General features: G+C 71.9%; 15 protein-coding genes. 9 read left to right on the top strand and 6 right to left on the bottom strand.

Annotated elements, in window-relative coordinates:
- Positions 1-66: 66 nt before the first annotated feature.
- Positions 67-621 carry a PadR family transcriptional regulator gene (locus ACRYCC_RS09240; protein ID WP_433810311.1) on the top strand — a complete coding sequence of 185 codons (555 nt, stop codon included), beginning with the start codon at positions 67-69 and terminating at the stop codon, positions 619-621.
- Positions 622-697: 76 nt separating this feature from the next.
- Here the strand turns inward: ACRYCC_RS09240 and ACRYCC_RS09235 are convergent, their stop codons facing one another.
- The 3 genes from ACRYCC_RS09235 to ACRYCC_RS09225 form a co-directional block, all read right to left on the bottom strand.
- A complete protein-coding gene (locus tag ACRYCC_RS09235) occupies positions 698-2,515 on the bottom strand; it encodes a serine/threonine protein kinase (RefSeq protein WP_433810310.1) in 1,818 nt (605 codons plus the stop codon).
- Between the two features lie 162 nt (positions 2,516-2,677).
- Positions 2,678-3,487 (bottom strand): trehalose-phosphatase, encoded by an 810-nt coding sequence (gene otsB / locus ACRYCC_RS09230; RefSeq protein WP_433810308.1) that lies wholly within the window; start codon positions 3,485-3,487, stop codon positions 2,678-2,680.
- Positions 3,488-3,505: 18 nt separating this feature from the next.
- Positions 3,506-3,832 carry a DUF3263 domain-containing protein gene (locus tag ACRYCC_RS09225; RefSeq protein ID WP_433810306.1) on the bottom strand — a complete coding sequence of 109 codons (327 nt, stop codon included), beginning with the start codon at positions 3,830-3,832 and terminating at the stop codon, positions 3,506-3,508.
- Positions 3,833-4,071: 239 nt separating this feature from the next.
- On the opposite strand from ACRYCC_RS09225, the gene cax reads away from it, so the two are divergent.
- Entirely contained in the window at positions 4,072-5,169 is a 1,098-nt protein-coding gene (gene cax, locus ACRYCC_RS09220; RefSeq protein WP_433810304.1) for a calcium/proton exchanger, read from the top strand.
- 5 nt (positions 5,170-5,174) lie between these two features.
- Here the strand turns inward: cax and ACRYCC_RS09215 are convergent, their stop codons facing one another.
- Positions 5,175-5,726: a MarR family winged helix-turn-helix transcriptional regulator gene (locus tag ACRYCC_RS09215; protein ID WP_433810302.1), complete on the bottom strand. Its 552-nt coding sequence runs from the start codon at positions 5,724-5,726 to the stop codon at positions 5,175-5,177.
- A gap of 97 nt (positions 5,727-5,823) precedes the next feature.
- Between ACRYCC_RS09215 and ACRYCC_RS09210 the strand changes: the two genes are divergently transcribed.
- Complete coding sequence (locus ACRYCC_RS09210; protein ID WP_433810300.1) at positions 5,824-7,422, top strand: MDR family MFS transporter; 1,599 nt, start codon at positions 5,824-5,826, stop codon at positions 7,420-7,422.
- Positions 7,423-7,494: 72 nt separating this feature from the next.
- On the opposite strand, the gene ACRYCC_RS09205 is transcribed toward ACRYCC_RS09210, so the two are convergent.
- Entirely contained in the window at positions 7,495-9,768 is a 2,274-nt protein-coding gene (locus tag ACRYCC_RS09205) for a S8 family serine peptidase (RefSeq protein ID WP_433810298.1), read from the bottom strand.
- 167 nt (positions 9,769-9,935) lie between these two features.
- Positions 9,936-10,355 (bottom strand): FAD-dependent oxidoreductase, encoded by a 420-nt coding sequence (locus tag ACRYCC_RS09200; RefSeq protein ID WP_433810296.1) that lies wholly within the window; start codon positions 10,353-10,355, stop codon positions 9,936-9,938.
- Between the two features lie 859 nt (positions 10,356-11,214).
- On the opposite strand from ACRYCC_RS09200, the gene ACRYCC_RS09195 reads away from it, so the two are divergent.
- The 6 genes from ACRYCC_RS09195 to ACRYCC_RS09170 all read left to right on the top strand — a co-directional run bounded on the left by ACRYCC_RS09195 (position 11,215) and on the right by ACRYCC_RS09170 (position 16,510).
- Positions 11,215-11,367 carry a hypothetical protein gene (locus ACRYCC_RS09195; protein WP_433810294.1) on the top strand — a complete coding sequence of 51 codons (153 nt, stop codon included), beginning with the start codon at positions 11,215-11,217 and terminating at the stop codon, positions 11,365-11,367.
- Positions 11,368-11,531: 164 nt separating this feature from the next.
- Positions 11,532-12,977: an MFS transporter gene (locus tag ACRYCC_RS09190; RefSeq protein WP_433810292.1), complete on the top strand. Its 1,446-nt coding sequence runs from the start codon at positions 11,532-11,534 to the stop codon at positions 12,975-12,977.
- A gap of 17 nt (positions 12,978-12,994) precedes the next feature.
- The gene (locus ACRYCC_RS09185; protein ID WP_433810290.1) at positions 12,995-13,669 is read left to right on the top strand and encodes a TetR/AcrR family transcriptional regulator; all 675 of its coding nucleotides are present in this window, start codon (positions 12,995-12,997) and stop codon (positions 13,667-13,669) included.
- A gap of 5 nt (positions 13,670-13,674) precedes the next feature.
- Positions 13,675-14,418 carry a hypothetical protein gene (locus tag ACRYCC_RS09180; protein WP_433810288.1) on the top strand — a complete coding sequence of 248 codons (744 nt, stop codon included), beginning with the start codon at positions 13,675-13,677 and terminating at the stop codon, positions 14,416-14,418.
- Between the two features lie 105 nt (positions 14,419-14,523).
- Positions 14,524-15,240: a two-component system response regulator CseB gene (gene cseB, locus ACRYCC_RS09175; RefSeq protein ID WP_433810287.1), complete on the top strand. Its 717-nt coding sequence runs from the start codon at positions 14,524-14,526 to the stop codon at positions 15,238-15,240.
- 1 nt (position 15,241) lies between these two features.
- Complete coding sequence (locus ACRYCC_RS09170) at positions 15,242-16,510, top strand: sensor histidine kinase (RefSeq protein WP_433810285.1); 1,269 nt, start codon at positions 15,242-15,244, stop codon at positions 16,508-16,510.
- The last annotated feature ends 31 nt before the right edge of the window (positions 16,511-16,541 follow it).

The raw sequence follows: 16,541 nt of genomic DNA, 5'->3' as shown, positions 1-16,541 counted from the left end.
CGTTAATACATCGCAAGCAGTCACTACCGCGTAAGCAGGTGGTACAAGATCAGAAAGGATGCACAGATGCATCGTCGATTCAGAAGCCCAGAACGGGCACAGCGCCGCGGAGACTCCTTCGGCCCCCAGTGGGGTCCGGGATTCGGTCCGCGCCACCCCGGCCGAGGCCGTGGCCGCCGCACCAAGCGCGGCAACGTCCGGGCCGCCATCCTGGCCCTGCTGGCCGAACGGCCCATGCACGGCTACGAAATGATCCAGGAGCTCGAGAACCGCACGGGCGGCGTCTGGCGGCCCAGCCCCGGCTCGGTCTACCCCACCCTCCAGTTGTTGGAGGACGAGAGCCTGGTGACCAGCGAGGAGCAGTCCGGCAAGCGGCTGTTCGCGCTGACCGACGCCGGCCGGGCCGAGGCCGAGCAGCAGACGGTGACCCCCTGGGACGAGGTCTCCGAGGAGGCCGGCGAGAACGCCACCCACGCCCGTGAGGCCGTCGGCCAGCTCGTCATGGCACTGCGCCAGGTCATGATGGCCGGCACCGAGGATCAGAAGTCCCGCGCGCTGGACGTCATCTCCGACGCCCGCCGCCGCCTCTACGGCATCCTCGCCGACGACGGCGCCGAGTGAACGGTCTCTCGCCCCGGCGGACCTCCGCGCCGGGGCGGGAGCCGTGGCGGGAGCCGCCGTGCCGCCCGGAGCGGCGTCAGGGGAACGGGATCGGCCGGGCCACCCGGTCGGGCACGTACAGCGGTTGCCAGACGTACAGCCCCAGGTCGGACCGGGTGACGCCCTTGCCCACCGGCAGGGTGGTCTCGACCCGGATCAGGTAGGACGCGCCGGCCGGCATGTACTGGTCGCCGTCCTGGCTGGTCGGCGCCCCGGAGCGGCCGAGCAGACCGATGATCCGCTGCTCGTTGGCCAGCGTGCAGGTGTCGGCGGGCGCCCCGGCCTGCGGCATGCACCGGGGCCGCAGCGTCTCCGGCACGAGGGCGCGCTTGACGAACAGGTCCCCGGGACCGCTGGTGAGATCGGGCATCAGAACGGCCCGGCCGAGGGTGTTGGTCAGCACGTAGTCGGCGTAGGCGAAGGTCTGCCCGGCCGGCGCGGGAGTGCCGGTCTTCTGCAGTGGCCGGTCGGTCGTGCCGCCGTTCACCGCGGCCAGCGTCAGGGCGTTCACCTCGCCCTGGGTCGCGTTCACCTTGATGGCCGGGCCGGTCCTGGGCGGGTTCACCGGACCGGCGTCGGTCCCCGGCATCGGGCTTCCCGCGTCTCCTTCCGGCCCGTCGTAGGTCTGGGAGCCGGCCGAGTCCGACCAGAGGAACACCGCGGCGGCCAGCCCGCAGACGAGGATCACCAGGGCCGCGCCGAGCCCGGCGTTGCGCATCCTCGTGCGCCGTCCGGCCCGCCGTGACCCCAGAGCCGCCCGCCGCTCGTGACCGGCGCCCACCCGGCCGATCCGTACCTGGATGCCGCTGTCGTCCGGCTGGGGCTGCCCGGCCTCGCCCTGCGGGACGCCCGTCATGACCGGCTGCCCCCCGGTGCCGGCCGGGTCGGCGGCCAGGTGCGCCGGGGCGGCCGGATGCACCGGCGCGACCGGCTGAGTGGTGCGCGGGTGCGGAGCGACCTGCTGCGGGACCACCTGGTAGGGCGGCGCCTGCTGCGGGACCGAGTACGTCGGGGCCGCCGGCGGCAGCGGCGCCACCGGGGCGCCTTCGTCGGTGCTCAGCAGGCGCATCAGGACGTACTGCGAGGACGGCCGCTCTCGTGCGTCCTTGACCAGGCATTCGAGGACGAGGTGCCGCAGCCGCCCGTCCAGCGTGCCCAGGTCGGGCTGCTCGTGCAGCACCCGGCTGACCACCATCGGCACGGCGTCCTGGCCGAACGGCGGACGGCCGCAGGAGGCGTACACGATGGTCGCGGCCCAGGACCAGACGTCGACGGCCGCGGTGAGCTCCCGGCCGGACAGCTGCTCGGGGGCCATGTACGCGGGGGTACCGGTGACGCCGCCGGGCGTCTGGCCGTCGCTGCCGAGCGCCCGGGCGATCCCGAAGTCGATGACCCGGGCGCCGTCCGGCCCGAGCAGGACGTTGCTCGGCTTGAAATCCCGGTGCACCACGCCCGCCTGGTGGATGGACGTGAGCGCGGTCGCCGTGGTCAGGGCGAGCCGGTTGAGCACGTCCCCCGAACGCGGCCCATGGCCTCCCACCGCGCTCAGCAGGGAGGGCCCCTGGATGTACTCGCTGACGATGTACGGCGCGTCGCCCTCGACACCGGCGGCCAGGATCCGGGCCGTGCAGAACGGATCCACCTTCTGCGCGGCCGCCATCGCCTTGCCGAAGCCCTCCCGGGCGCGGGGGTCCTCGCCGAGCCGGGCGTGCAGCAGCTTCACCGCGACGACCTCGCCCGGCCCTGACTCGCCCCGGAAGACCACCCCCTGGCCGCCCTCGCCCAGCCGGCCGGTCAGCCGGAAGTCCCCCAGGCGCTGCGGATCAGTCCGTCGCAGCGGCTCGACTTCCGGCATCGTGGGCTCCTCGTCACCTCGTGTCACCAAGCTCGCATCATATTGGCGGACAAAGGCCGAGGTTTCTCGATAACCCCCGTTGTTCGTCGATATGTGTGGAAATAAGAGGGATGACCCCTCACCTGGGCGCATACGAAAGACGAACGGCTCTCATATTTCCGTTCAGGGCGCGATGGAGTCGGCAAGAGAATTGATCAACTCGACGATCCCGTCCGGACCGTCGACGATCAGATCGGCCCGCTCGGCGACCGCGGTCACCTCCGCGGAGCCGCTGCAGACCTTGACGCCCGGGACGCCCTCCGCCCGCAACGCCTCCACGGCGTCGAAGGCGGGCAGATCACCGAGATCGTCGCCCGCGTACAGCACCGCTCCCGCCCCGCGTTCGGCCACGATGGCGCGCAGCGCGACGCCCTTGTCCATGCCGGGCGGCCGGAGCTCGAGCACGAACCTGCCGGGCTCGACCACCAGCCCGTGGCGCTCGGCGAGCGCGACCAGGAGACTGCGCAGCCGCTCGAGGGCGACGCCCGGCTCGGCCGCGCGCCGGGTGTGCACGGCCAGCGCGTGGCCCTTGTCCTCGATGAAGACCCCGGGAGGCGCGCCCGCCGTCTCCAGCACCCGGGGCAGCTTGGTGCGCACCTCGGCCACCGCCGGTGACGGCTCGGGGGTGATCAGCTTTCCGGACTCCCAGCGTTCGGCGCCGTACTGCCCCAGCACGATGAGCCCGTCGATGTCCGCCAGGCCTCCGTACTCGACCGCGACGCCGGCAGGCCGGCCGGTGATGACGACGACCGAGCCGACCCGCGGCGCCAGGTGGGCCAGCGCCCGCGCCGCCCGAGGGTGGGCTCGGGCCGCCGCAGGGTCGGCCACGATCGGCGCGAGCACACCATCGAAATCGAAGGCGAGGAGCGCCTCGTCGGGACTCTTGCGGATTGCCGCGAGCCCTTCGGCGCCTTCAGGGGTGTGAGGGTTCATGCGACCATTGTCGGTCACTCAGGGTTGGATACCGAGTCGTCGCGCGGCGCGTTTCCGCTGCCGCTGGGACCGCATCCGGAGAAGGCGCTTGACGAGCATGGGGTCGTGCTCGAGCGCCTCAGGGCGTTCGATCAGCAGGTTGAGGAGCTGGTAGTACCGCGTCGCCGACATGTCGAACAGCTCGCGGATGGCTTGCTCCTTGGCTCCGGCGTACTTCCACCACTGCCTCTCGAAGGCGAGGATCTGGCGGTCACGGTCGGACAGGAGGTCGGTGGGGAAAGCGCCGGGGTCGTCTACTGGGCCTTCGTTTTCAGGGCCTTCGCCCGAGGCGTTAGCCGCTCGCATCAGGTCCCCTCTTGTGGGTTCTAGTCCCGGTCGTCCGGGTTCGGCCGGTGTCATGCTACGCGTCCCGACCGACGACTTCCGGTGTTCTCGCCGAACGCCGCGCCCGCGTCCCCGGCGGCTCGATACGCGTGGGGCGAGTCTCTTCGAGGGGGCCCATGGTGACCGTGCGGCGGCCGGGCATCCGAGGTAAGGAACGAGCAAAGCGGGACGCCACACCGCACATACGGCATGATCTCCCCATGGGTCTCACACGCTCCGACTGGCGGCTCATCGGGCTGGCCGGGATCATCACTCTCGCCGCCGGTGTCACCCACTACGCGGAGCTGGGCGGCACGATCGCGCCCTTCGCCATCTCCGCCATCGCGCTCGCGCTGCTGGCCAGTCTGGTCGGCCGCAGCGTGGAGGCGCTCGGCGACCGGCTGGGCGCCGGGGCGACCGGCGTGGTGCAGAGCGCGCTGGGCAACCTCCCCGAGCTGTTCGTCGTGCTGTTCGCCCTGAAGGCGAAGCTGTACGACGTCGCCACCGCCTCGCTGGTCGGCTCGATCCTGGCCAACCTCCTGCTCGTGCTGGGACTGGCCTTCCTCGTCGGTGGCATCAAGAACGGCCCTCAGCGGTTCCAGAAGGGTTCGGCCCGCACCATCGCCATGCTGCTGGTGCTGTCGGTCGCGGCGCTGGTGGTGCCGGCCATCACCTTCGCCCTGCACACGCCCGCCAGGGAGCACGAGCGCGCCCTGTCGATCGTGGTGTCGCTGCTGCTGCTCGGGCTCTTCGTGGCCTCGCTGCCGGCCGCCCTGAAGCGCCAGAAGGCCCCGGAGGAAGCCACCGGGGAGCCCGCCGGAGAGAAGACCGCGCCGGAGCACGCGGAGCACCATGGGCCGAGCTGGCCGCTGGCGGTCGCGATCGGCATGCTGGCCGTCACCGGCATCGGGGCCGCCTTCGTCTCCGACTGGTTCGTGGCGGGCCTCACCCCGGCGATGGACGCGATGGGCATCTCGCAGGCGTTCGCCGGCCTGGTGATCGTCGCCATCGCCGGCAACGCGGTGGAGAACGTGGTCGGCATCCAGCTGGCCGCCAGGAACCAGTCCGACTACGCCCTGCAGGTGATCCTGCAGAGCCCGCTGCAGATCGCGCTGGTGGTCACGCCCGCCCTGGTGCTGCTGTCACCGCTGGTCGGCGCGTCCTTCACCCTGGTGCTGTCGCCGCTGCTCATCGCGGTGCTGATCCTGGCCGTGCTGGTGACCGTGGTGGTGGTGCTGGACGGCGAGTCGAACTGGCTCGAGGGCGCCACGCTCATCGTGCTGTACTGCATCATCGCCGCCGCCTTCTGGTGGGGCTGAGCCCGTCACTCGGGGGCTCCAGCCTCCTTGAAGATCTTGCCGATGCCGTCGAGGTCCATCGGGGACTGGGCGGCCGCGTTGGTGAACCGCTTGAGCAGCCGGGCGAACTCGACCCGTTCCTCCCGGCTCCAGTCCGCGGTGAGATCGGCCAGGTAGGCCATCCGGAAACGGTGCGCGACCTGCTTGACCCGGCTGCCCGCGTCGGTCAGCTGCAGATTGGCCCGCCGCGCGTCGACCGGTGACGGCCGGCGGGAGACCAGGCCGGCGTCGATGGCGTGCCCGACCAGGCGGCTCGCCGTCGAGGGGTCGATCTCCAGCCGGTCGGCGACCGCGCCGACGGTGACCTCACCCACATCGTCGGCCTCCGCGCTCAGCCCGGAGACCGCGTGCACCACCATGAGGTTCGACATCTGTAGCGGCCGGGAGCCCTCGGTCTGCTCACGGACCTTGCGCATCAGGCCGGGCTTGGCCCACACCCGCCGCAGGTGAAAGACCGCCTGCGCGATCTCGGCGAGGACCGGGTCCACCGGGTCGGCCGAGATGTCGTTGGTCCCCATGAGGGGCCTCCTGTTTGATACCTGCACAGTGCAGATGTACGGTACATGTGACCGCTACATATGTACGGTACATGCAGTTTTGCCCACGAGGGAATCGATGACCAACCAGAACCTCCCGTCGGTGACCCCGAACGCCGAGGATTCACCGGCCGCCCTGAGCCACCGGCAGACACTGATCGTGCTCTCCGGGCTCCTGCTCGGCATGCTACTGGCCGCACTCGACCAAATGATCGTCTCCACGGCACTGCCGACCATCGTCAAGGACCTGCACGGCCTGGAGCACATCTCCTGGGTCGTCACGGCCTACCTGCTCGCCTCGACGGTGGCCATGCCGCTGTACGGCAAGCTCGGCGACCAGTACGGTCGTAAGCCGATCTTCGTCTTCGTGATCGTGATCTTCCTCGTCGGGTCGGTGCTGTGCGGGCTGGCCCAGTCGATGACCCAGCTGATCCTCTTCCGGGCCGTCCAGGGACTGGGCGGCGGCGGGCTGATGCTGACCGCCATGTCCATCGTCGCCGACGTCGTCCCGCCCCGCGACCGGGGCCGTTACCAGGGTCTGTTCGGCGCGGTGTTCGGCCTGGCCTCGGTGGCCGGCCCGCTGGTCGGCGGCTTCTTCACCGACCATCTCACCTGGCGCTGGATCTTCTACATCAACATGCCGCTGGGTGCGGCCGCGCTGCTGGTGACCGTCTTCGGGCTCAAGCTGCACAAGCCCGGCGGCAAGCCGAAGATCGACTACATCGGCGCGGTGCTGATCGCCGCCGCCGTGGCCTGCATCGTGCTCATGACCAGCTGGGGCGGCACGCAGTACGCCTGGGGCTCGCCTCTGATCATCGGCCTGGGCGTCGCCGGGGTGCTGCTGTTCGTGCTCTTCGCGTTCGCTGAGGTGCGGGCGCCCGAGCCGATCATCCCCCTGCGGCTGTTCCGCAACCGTACCTTCAGCGCCTCCAGCGGGGTCAGCTTCTTCGTGGGCTTCGCGATGTTCGGCTGCATCTCCTTCCTGCCGCTGTTCCTGCAGATCGTGACGGGGGCGAGCGCGAGCAACTCCGGCCTGCTGCTGCTCCCGCTCATGGGCGGGCTGCTGCTCACCTCGATCGTGTCCGGATCGATCATCAGCAGGATCGGCCGCTACAAGATCTTCCCGATCCTGGGCACCGCGATCGCCATCGTGGGGCTCTACCTGCTCTCCACCATGGGCGTGCACACCGGCCGGGTCTCCTCCAGCCTGATGATGCTCGTCCTCGGCGGCGGGCTGGGCATGGTCATGCAGACGGTGGTGCTGGCCACCCAGAACACCATCGAGCGGCGCGACATCGGCAGCGGGACCTCCACGGTGACCTTCGCCCGCCAGGTCGGCGCTTCCTTCGGGGTCGCCGTCTTCGGCGCCATCTTCAACAACCGGCTGAGCGCCGAGATCGCCGCACACCTGCCCCAGGGCGCCCAGGCACCGAAGACGTCGTCCATCTCGCGGCAGGCGATCGACATGCTGCCCCCGCCAGTCCGGGACGGCATCCTGGTGTCCTTCAGCAACGCGCTGACCGACGTGTTCCGCTACGCGGTGCCGTTCCTCGTGGTGGCCTTCGTGGTCTCCTGGTTCCTCAAGGAGGAGCCGCTGCGCGGTGCTCCCAGCAAGGGCGCCTCCGCCGATCCCACCGGCGAGGTCCAGCCCGACCCGGCTCCCGCCTCCCTGCACTGACGCACCCGCCCGCGCCGGATCGTACGGCCGTCGTACGGCCTCGGCCGCACGGCCCGGCGGGCGGGTGCCGTGCTACCACCAGTGCGGCCGGGACCCGTCCTCGTCGGTGTCCCTGGGCCGGGCGGGGCTGCCGAAGGGGTGTTCCTCCGGGTTACGCGGCCGGGCTGGCCGCCCGAACGACTCGTCCCTCTCGTCGTTCGAGGGCGCGGGGCCCCCGGCCGGTGCGCCGCGCGGCGGATGGCCGGGCGAGGTGGGCAGCGGACCGGTGAGCGGGTCGTTCACCGGGCTGCTCAGCGGGACGTTCAGCGGGCCGGTGAGCGGGTCGGCAGGGGTGTCCCTCGTGACACCGCCCACGGGCCCGGCGAGCGGGTCCCGCAGCGGGCCGGTGAGCGGGTCCGCCAGGGGATCCACCGCCGGGAAGGTGTTCGTCGGCACCTCGTCCTGAGACGGCCCGCCGAGGTCGCGCGGCCCGCCGCCTGCCTGGTCGCGACCGCCGAGCAGGCTCCGCCAGCTCTCGTCGGCCAGCGGGGTGTCGCTCCCGGGCTCGGCCAGCGACCCGAGATCACCGCTCAGCGGATCGCTGTCGAACGCGGACGGGACGCCCTCCCGGCTCCGGGGATCGTCGGGGGGCGGCCCGCCGAGCCCGCCAGGCCCGCCGGGCTCGCCGGCGGACAGGCCGATCCGGAAGTCCTCGATCCGGAAGCCGTCCACCAGGCCGTCCGGACGATGGCCGTTGCCGTGCCCGTTGCCGTTGCCGTTGCCGAGCCCATTGCCGTTGCCGAGCCCGTTGGCGGCTCCGAGCCCGTTGCCGTTGCCCTGCCCGTTGCCGGCCGCGGCGACCGGGACCTCGTACGGCTGTAGCACTCCGGCGTCGAAGGCGGAGGCTCCGCTCTCCGGTGGGTGCTCGCTCTCGGACCCCGGTGGAACAGGGCCCGGGATGCGCACCGGTGCCGCGTACAGCTGGGTGCTCTCGCGTGGCTGCGCCGCGGGCGGGAGGTCGGCGAAGGCCGCGACCGGCTCGAGCGGCTCGTCGGCGATGGGCTCCCAGTCGTCTCCGGGACGGCGGCGCTGGAGCCAGCCGAGCACGAGCCCGACCAGCACCAGCCCGCCGCCACCGCCCAGGATCACAATGAGCAGGAGGTTCAGCGGCCTGCCCACCACGGACGGGGGCGTCTTGGGCTTGGCCGCCGTCGCGGGGCCATGGGCCGCCTTGTTGATGCGGTGCGCCGCCAGCAGGGCGCCCTTGGCATCGAGGACGCCCGCACCCACCCAGACGTTGCGGCCGGTCGCGGGCCTGTGCGTCGTGCCCTTCTCGAGGGCCTGCTTCACCTGGTCGGGGGGGAGCACGGGATAGCGGGACCGGATGAGCGCCGCGACCCCCGCCACCATGGCCGACGACGGGCTGGTGCCGATGCCGGTCGAGTAGTGGGTGCCCAGGTCGTCCGCGCCGACGATGTCCTTGCCCGGAGCCGCCACGGAGACGTACTCACGGTGGTTGGAGCCCTTCCACGGCTTGAAGCCGCGGTCGACGGCGCCGACGGCGATGACTCCGGGGTAGGCGGCGGGGAAGTTCTTGCCGTTGGCGGTGGCACCGTCGTTGCCCATCGAGGCCACCAGCACGACGTTCTTGGCGAGGGCGTACTTCACCGCCGCCGCGTCGACCGGATTGCCCTCGTAGAGCGACCTGCCACCGCCGAGCGACATGTTGATGACCCCGGCGCCGTGGTCGACCGCGTATCTGATGCCCTTGGCCACCGAGTCGTGGTTGCGGACGACCGCGGCGTGGTTCTTCCGGATCGGGTCGTCGTTCTCCCAGGTCACCCGGATGGAGAGGACCTTGGACTGGGGCGCCACCCCGAGCACCCCGGAGTCCCTGCCCGGTCCATGCCCGTGCCCGGCGATGATGCTGGCCATCAGCGTGCCGTGGCGTCCCCAGAACTTGTTGCCGGGGGCACGGCCGCCGGTGGTGTAGTCCGGGCCCTGGATGATCTGGCCGGTGAGATCGGCGTGGCGCCCGTCGACCCCGGTGTCCAGCACCGCGACCGTGACGCCGGAGCCCTTGGTCCACTTCCAGGCGCCGGGCCCGTGGATGGCGTTCAGCCACCACTGTCCGGCGCGGATGCCGTCCGCGACCTGGGCGCGGGCGGGGGCGGTCTGCGCCGCCTGGGCGGCCTGGGCGGCCTCCGTCGACGACGGCGCGCCCGTCAGGGGGGTGGAGGCGGCGATCACGATGGCCAGGCCCGCGAGCGCACCCGCGGTCACCCGGATGACCCGGATGCCGCGGGTGTGGAGGTCGGCGGCCGAGGCGCGATGCCGTCCGGAACGGGGAAGGCCGACATCGGACATGGGCCGAACCTCCTCCCCGCCTCGTCGGCGCGGCCGGACCGCCTCGCTGGTCACCGGTGTGACCCCGCCCGGAGCCGTCCGCCACGCGGGGCCTCATTCTGCCATGACGTGTCCAGGTCTCCGGGGCGCTCCGTGCTTTCGGGCCGGGTACGGCCATCCGTCCCAGCTCACGGGGTGTCGACGTCGAAGAGGTTGCGCTGTCCGTTGCGGTAGCGCCGGGCATCGGTCTTCTTCAGCCCCTCGAGTGCCGGGGGCTGGTAGAGCGTCCACATGGCGACCGGCTCGGCGGCGGAGTCGGCCGCGTCCAGGAGCGCGTTGACGGCGGCCCGACCGGACTCGTTGGCGCCCTCCATCGTGGCCAGGTCCGTGTTGGTCTGGACGTAGTCGCCGGCCAGGAAGAGGTTGGGGATCGCGCTACGGGTGCGGGGACGTTTGGCCCAGGTGCCGACGGTGTTCACCATGAGCGGCTCGTCGTTGTCGTTGCGCAGGCGGGCCGGATCCCAGCTGATCGCCGGGTCGAGGAACCACGAGTGCAGGATGTCGTCGGGAAGCACCGATCTTCCGGTGTCCTCGAGATGGTCCTTCATCTGCGCCCAGCACTCCTTGGCCACCTCCTCGGGACGGCAGTTCCTGGCCGGCCTGCCGTACAGGATCCCGGGGGGTGTCCCAGTCGGAGACGTCCAGCGAGAGGCAGTCCTTGACGCTGCCGTCGCCGTAGTCGCGGGCGAAGTCACGGTCCCACAGGTTGCTCTGCAGGACCGCGGTGATCTGCCAGGGCGAGTCCAGGAAGCTGATCTCCTGGCCGAGGTCGCGCGGGGTCCTGCGCAGGAAGAACTGCAGGCCGTTCATCCACTCGGTGTGCAGGTCCTTGGTCGCCGCCAGGGCCGGGTCGAGCGCGAGCACCTCGCCCGACCACAGTGCCCGCGCCCGCTCCACCGGCAGGGCACAGATGAACCAGTCCGCGTCGATCCGGCGCGTCTGCTGCTGCGCGTCCACCACGTGCGCGGCCTGGATCCGGCCACCGCCGACCTCCACGGCCGTGACCGTCTGGCCGACGTGGAAGCGGACGCCGCGTTCGGTCAGGTACGCCGTCCACGGGTCGATCCAGGCCTCGTTGGTCGGGGCGTTGAGCATCCGGGCCAGCCCGCCGTCGGTGCCGAGGCCGAGACCGGACATCACGAACGCCTGGCCCATCGAGCCGACGGTCTTGGTGCTGGCCACCTCCTCCTTGACCGCCACCAGGCCGCGGGTCAGGAACTTGGCGACGATGGTCTGGTAGTCGCGGGACTTGCCCGCGGCCCGTACGTAGTCCCACCACGGGACGTGCTCCCACTGCCCGAGGCGGCGCTCGTCACTGCTGGTCACGTACACGATGAAGCGGTTGACGAAGAGCGCCAGCTCGTTTGGCGGGAACGCGATCAGCGAGCGGGCGACGTCAGCCCCGCCATGGACACCACGACGACCGCGCAGGTGCTGACCTGGATGGTCGAGCGGACCATCTCGGCACACTGCCGTCAGGACGAGGGCCCGGGCGACGAGGCCATCGCCCGCACCCTCGGCCGGTCGATCTGGCTGACGATCTACGGCGACGCCCGGTAGCCGGCGGCCGCAGCCGGTTCTTCCGATCCGCGCCGGACGGCGGCCAATAAGTCGTACACCTATGTACGGAATAGCGGTACGCTCACCTTCATAACCCGTACAGCAGTGTACGGATTAGGCATCGCCCGGGCTTTCCTGCCGGGCGTCTCGCGCGGAGGTCCGTCATGAGCCATCCCGTCCACTCCCCCGGCGCTCCGGCCCGGCACCCGCACGCTCCCCCCGAGCCCGGCCGGCGCCGATGGGCGGCGCTCGCCGTTCTGTCAGTCGCCCAGTTCATGCTGGTCGTGGACGTCACCGTGGTGAACGTCGCGCTGCCCGGCATCGGCGCGGGCCTGCACCTGGGCCGCGAGACCCTCACCTGGGTGGTGACCGCCTACACGCTGGTCTTCGGCGGCCTGATGCTGCTGGGCGGCCGGCTCGCCGACGCGTTCGGCGCCCGCCGTACGCTCCCCGCCGGTGTCGTGGTGTTCACGCTGGCCTCGCTGGTCACCGGGCTCGCCGGGGACGGCGCCATGCTGCTCGGCGGCCGGGTGGCCCAGGGCGTCGGCGCCGCACTCCTCTCACCGGCCGCCCTGTCGATCATCACCACCACCTTCCACGGGGCCGAGCGCAACAAGGCCCTCGGGGTGTGGGCCGCTCTCGGCGGGACCGGGTCGGCGGCCGGGGTGCTCCTGGGCGGTGCGCTCACCGCGGGCCCCGGCTGGAAATGGGTGTTCTTCGTCAACGTGCCCGTCGGGCTCGCCGTCCTCGTCGCGTTGCCGCTGGTGGTCAAGGGCTCGCCGGGTCCCGCCGTACCCCGGCGGATCGATGTGCCGGGGGCGCTGCTGGTCACCGGCGGCACCGCGGCACTGATCTACGGTCTGGTCAAGGCGGGGGACTCCGGATGGAGCGGCACCGCCACCCTCGTCGCGCTGGCCGCGGCCGCGACGCTGTACGCCGGGTTCGCGATCGTGGAGCGTACGGTCCGGTCACCGCTGATGGACCTGCGCCTGCTGGGGCGACGGCCGGTGCTCGCCGGGGCCTTCCTGATGCTGGTGGCCACCGCGCTGCTCATCGGCACGTTCTTCCTCGGCTCGCTCTACCTGCAGCACGTCCGGCACTACAGCGCGCTGCGGACCGGGCTGATGTTCCTCCCGGTCGCGCTCGGCACCGGGGTCGGCGCGCATCTGGCCGGCCGGCTGATCGGCCGGCGCGGTGCCCGGCCGATCGCCTCGGCCGGGCTGGTGTCCGCGGCGATCGGTTTCGGGCTGCTGGCCGGGCTGGACTCGCACAGCGACCCGTACACCGCCCTGCTGCCGGGTTTCGTCCTCGTCAGCATCGGCGTGGGCGCCGTCTTCGTCGCGGCGACCACCACCGCGCTCGGGTTCGTCGAGCACCGGGAGGCGGGCCTCGCCTCCGGCCTCATCAGCACCTTCCACGAGGTCGGCGGCTCCGTCGGGGTCGCCGTCGTCTCCACCGTCGCCGCCGCGGGTCTCCGGACCGGCACCGTCACCGGGTTCGGCAGCGCCTTCACCGTTGCCGCGGTCACCGCGGCCGCAGCCGCCGTCGTGGCACTCGCCGTCGCACCGGCGGGCAGGCCGCGCCTGCCCGCCGGACCGTTCGTGCACTGAGGTCCTAAGCTTCGGTCATGGTCTCTGGACGCCGTTCGGCACCGGCCCGGCAGGACGAGAACACCGCGCCCCGCCGGGCCGACGCCGAACGCAACATCGCGGCGATCATCGCCGCCGGGCTGGAGCTGTTCGGGCGCGAGGCCAACGTCAGCATGGCCGACGTCGCGCGGGCCGCAGGGCTCGGCCGGGTCACCGTCTATGCCCACTTCCCCTCCCGGGCCGATCTGGTCGAGGCCCTGATGCGGCACGCCATCGCCGAAGCCGAGCAGGCCATGGACGCCGGACTCACCGCCCTTGCCGACGAGCGCGGCGACCAGCCCGGCGGCCAGTCCGCCGACCGGCTCGCCGACCAGGTGCTGGCCGGCCTGATCGGCTCCACCTGGTCCGTACTCCAGCGCCATCGCAGGCTGCGCCGGCACGCGCTGGCCGACCTCGGCCCCGAGCGGCTCCACGAATATCACGACCCGGTGCGCAGCCGGATGGAGCGGCTCATCGCGCAGGGCCGGGAGCAGGGAGTCTTCCGCACCGACCTGCCCACCGACTGGCTGGTCACGCTCACCTTCAGCCTGCTCCACACCGCCGCCGACGAGGTCGAGGCCGATCGGCTCACGCCGGAGGCCGTACCCGGCCTGCTCACCGCCACCCTGCTGTCCGCCCTCGCCCCGCCCGCGGGCCGTACGGTCCCCGGCTGACGGACATGAGGCTCGCCCGGGTCTTCCGGGGCCGTCCGCCGCCGGACGAGGTCCCGCTCGGCCACATCGCCGACGAGGTCGAAGCCGTGACCACCGCCCGGCTCACCGCCGACGTCCTGGTGAGCCGAGGCGACGGCAGGACACTCCCGGTGCGCCATGAGGGGTTCTGGGACTACCGGCACCATCTCGGCTTCATCCGCATCTCGACCGGAGAAGTGATCGCCCACCATCTGCACGCGGGACCCGACGTCCTGTGCAGGCTCACCCCGGAGGAGCAGCAGAGGACGGGCATGACGTGGAGGTGGGAGAGCCCCGCGGACCCCGGCTGGGAGAACCATCGCGCGGAGACCGTCGCCGCCATCCGTCACCGGGCCGTGCCCGTCGCGGCCACCGTGGAGGAACACGACGGAGAACGGCTCCGCCGGTTCTCGCTGCGGATCAGGCCGCGCAGGCACGAGACCGACCCCCTGCTCGCCGGGCTCTACCAGCGTTGTGAGCGACACGGCATCAAGAAGCTGACCTATGACGTATGGCTGACGGCCGACGGCCGGCTGCGCCGGACCTGTGAGGGCGTGACCATCCTCCGCTCCCATGCCCGGCCGGGGAGCATCGCCTCGATCACCGAGACCCAGTGGGACTTCGGCGTCGTCGTCGAGGACCTCGTCGCACCGCGGCCCCATGAGATCATCCGGCCCCGGGTCGAGCCCGGGCTGACCGTGCTCATCGACGGACGCGTCAGCCCCTATTGATCCGCCGGTGCCGGCGGGGAAGATCACGCCGGGAACATCCCGCCGGCCTGCTCCTTGAGAGCCCCTATATTGCTTTGGTGCCTCATTCGTCACGATTTGGGAGAGATGGCAGGTTTGAGGGTCAGTAACGGACCGCCGGCCCCCGTCACGGTGCTGCTCGTCGAGGACGACGAGGTGATCCGCAAGGCGGTCGGGATGGCGCTGGAGCGGTACGGCTACGAGGTGGCCGTGGCCGGCGACGGTCTGACCGGCCTGGAGCTCTTCCGGGACGGACGGCACGACCTGCTGTTGCTGGACGTGATGCTCCCGGGGCTGGACGGCATCGGGCTGTGCCGCAGGATCAGGGAGTCCAGCCTGGTCCCGATCCTGATGATGTCCGCGCGTGGTGACGCGCTGGACGTGGTGTCGGGGCTGGAGGCGGGTGCCGACGACTACGTCGTCAAGCCGGTCGACACCGCGGTGCTGGTGGCGCGGATCCGCTCGCTGCTGCGCCGGGCCACTTTCGCGCCGGTCTCCGGGGACGCTCCGGAGCCCGCCGCCGATCTGGTCTTCGGGGACCTGGCCATCGACACCCGGGGCCTGGAGGTGCGGCGGAACGGCGAGCCGGTCGCGCTGGCCCCCACCGAGCTGCGGCTGCTGCTGGAGTTCGCGGCGCATCCGGGGATCGTGCTGGACCGGCAGACGCTGCTGCGCAACGTCTGGGACTACGGATGGGACGGTGACAGCCGGGTGGTCGACCTGTGCGTCCAGCGCCTGCGCAAGAAGGTCGGCGCCGACCGGATCGAGACGGTCCGCGGCTTCGGCTACAAGCTGCGGCGCTGAGGTGGGCATCGGGCCCGCTGGGACGAGCCGTACGCCGCCGGACCGGCGGAAGAGGCCGTGGAACTCGCTGTCGCTGCGCTGGCAGATCGCCGCGCTGGTCGCCGTGGCGTCCTGCGCGGTCACCGCGGTCGTCGGGATGCTGGTGCACCAGGCCACCTACGACCGATCGCTCGCCCTGGGCCGGAACGCGGCCTACCAGGCCCTCCAGACCGCGACGGCCGAGTACGCCGGGACCGGGGCGGTGCCGGCCGGTGCTCTCACGGACCCGGCCGAGCTCCCCCCAGAGCTGTCCCGGCAGGTGCGCGCCGGGAAGGTCGCCACCTGGTACGACGCCAGGAAACCGGACCAGCCCTGGATGTGGGCGGCCTCCAGCACGGGCGGCGAGGTCCTGGCCGTGGAGATCGAAATGGGCTCCGAGCTGCGCAGCCTTCAGGCGCTCGACCGGCATATCGTGATGGCCGCGCTGGCCGGGCTCGGCGTCGTCGTGCCCCTGGCGGCGCTGGCCGGTGAACTGCTGAACCGGCGGCTGCGGCGGGTGGCGGGCACCGCCCGGCGCATCGCGGACGGCGACCTGGACGCCCGGATCGGGACGGGCGGCCCGATCCGTGACGAGATCACCGAGATCTCGGTGGCCGTCGACTCGATGGCGGGTGCCCTGCGGGAGCGGCTGCGCAGCGAGCAGCGCTTCACCGCCGACGTGGCCCACGAACTGCGCACCCCGCTGATGGGCCTGGTCACCTCGGCCGAGCTGCTCCCGCCGAGCGAGGCGACCGACCTCGTACGCGACCGGGTGCGGGTGCTGCGGGCGCTGGTCGAGGATCTGCTGGAGATCTCCCGCCTGGACGCGGGCGCGGAACGAGCCGATCGCGCACGGGTGCCGCTGGACCAGGTCGTCGGGGAGTCCCTGCGCCGGACCGGGCTCCAGGCTCGGCTGACGGTGATCGATGACCCGGTCGCCGACACCGACCCGCGCCGCCTCGACCGGATCATCGCCAACCTGCTCGCCAACGCGCACCGCCACGGACGGCCTCCGGTCGAGGTGATCGTCGACGGTACGACCATCGTCGTCCGTGACCACGGGCCCGGGTTCCCGGACGCGCTGCTGGCCGACGGACCGCAGCGCTTCCGTACCGGTGCGGCGGAGCGCGGCCGGGGCCACGGCCTGGGCCTGACCATCGCCGCCGGCCAGGCCGAGGTGATCGGCGCCGACCTCACCTTCGGCAACGCACCGGACGGCGGCGCGGTCGCCACGCTCCGCCTCGACGGCTGATACCCACCCGATACACAGCCGAGCGGGCCCG

This window comes from Actinomadura scrupuli (genome assembly GCF_050971785.1).
GTDB classification, from domain to species: Bacteria; Actinomycetota; Actinomycetes; order Streptosporangiales; family Streptosporangiaceae; genus Actinomadura_E; species Actinomadura_E scrupuli.
Note: the sequence above shows the minus strand (reverse complement) of the source record. Positions and strands in the feature narration are given on the sequence as shown.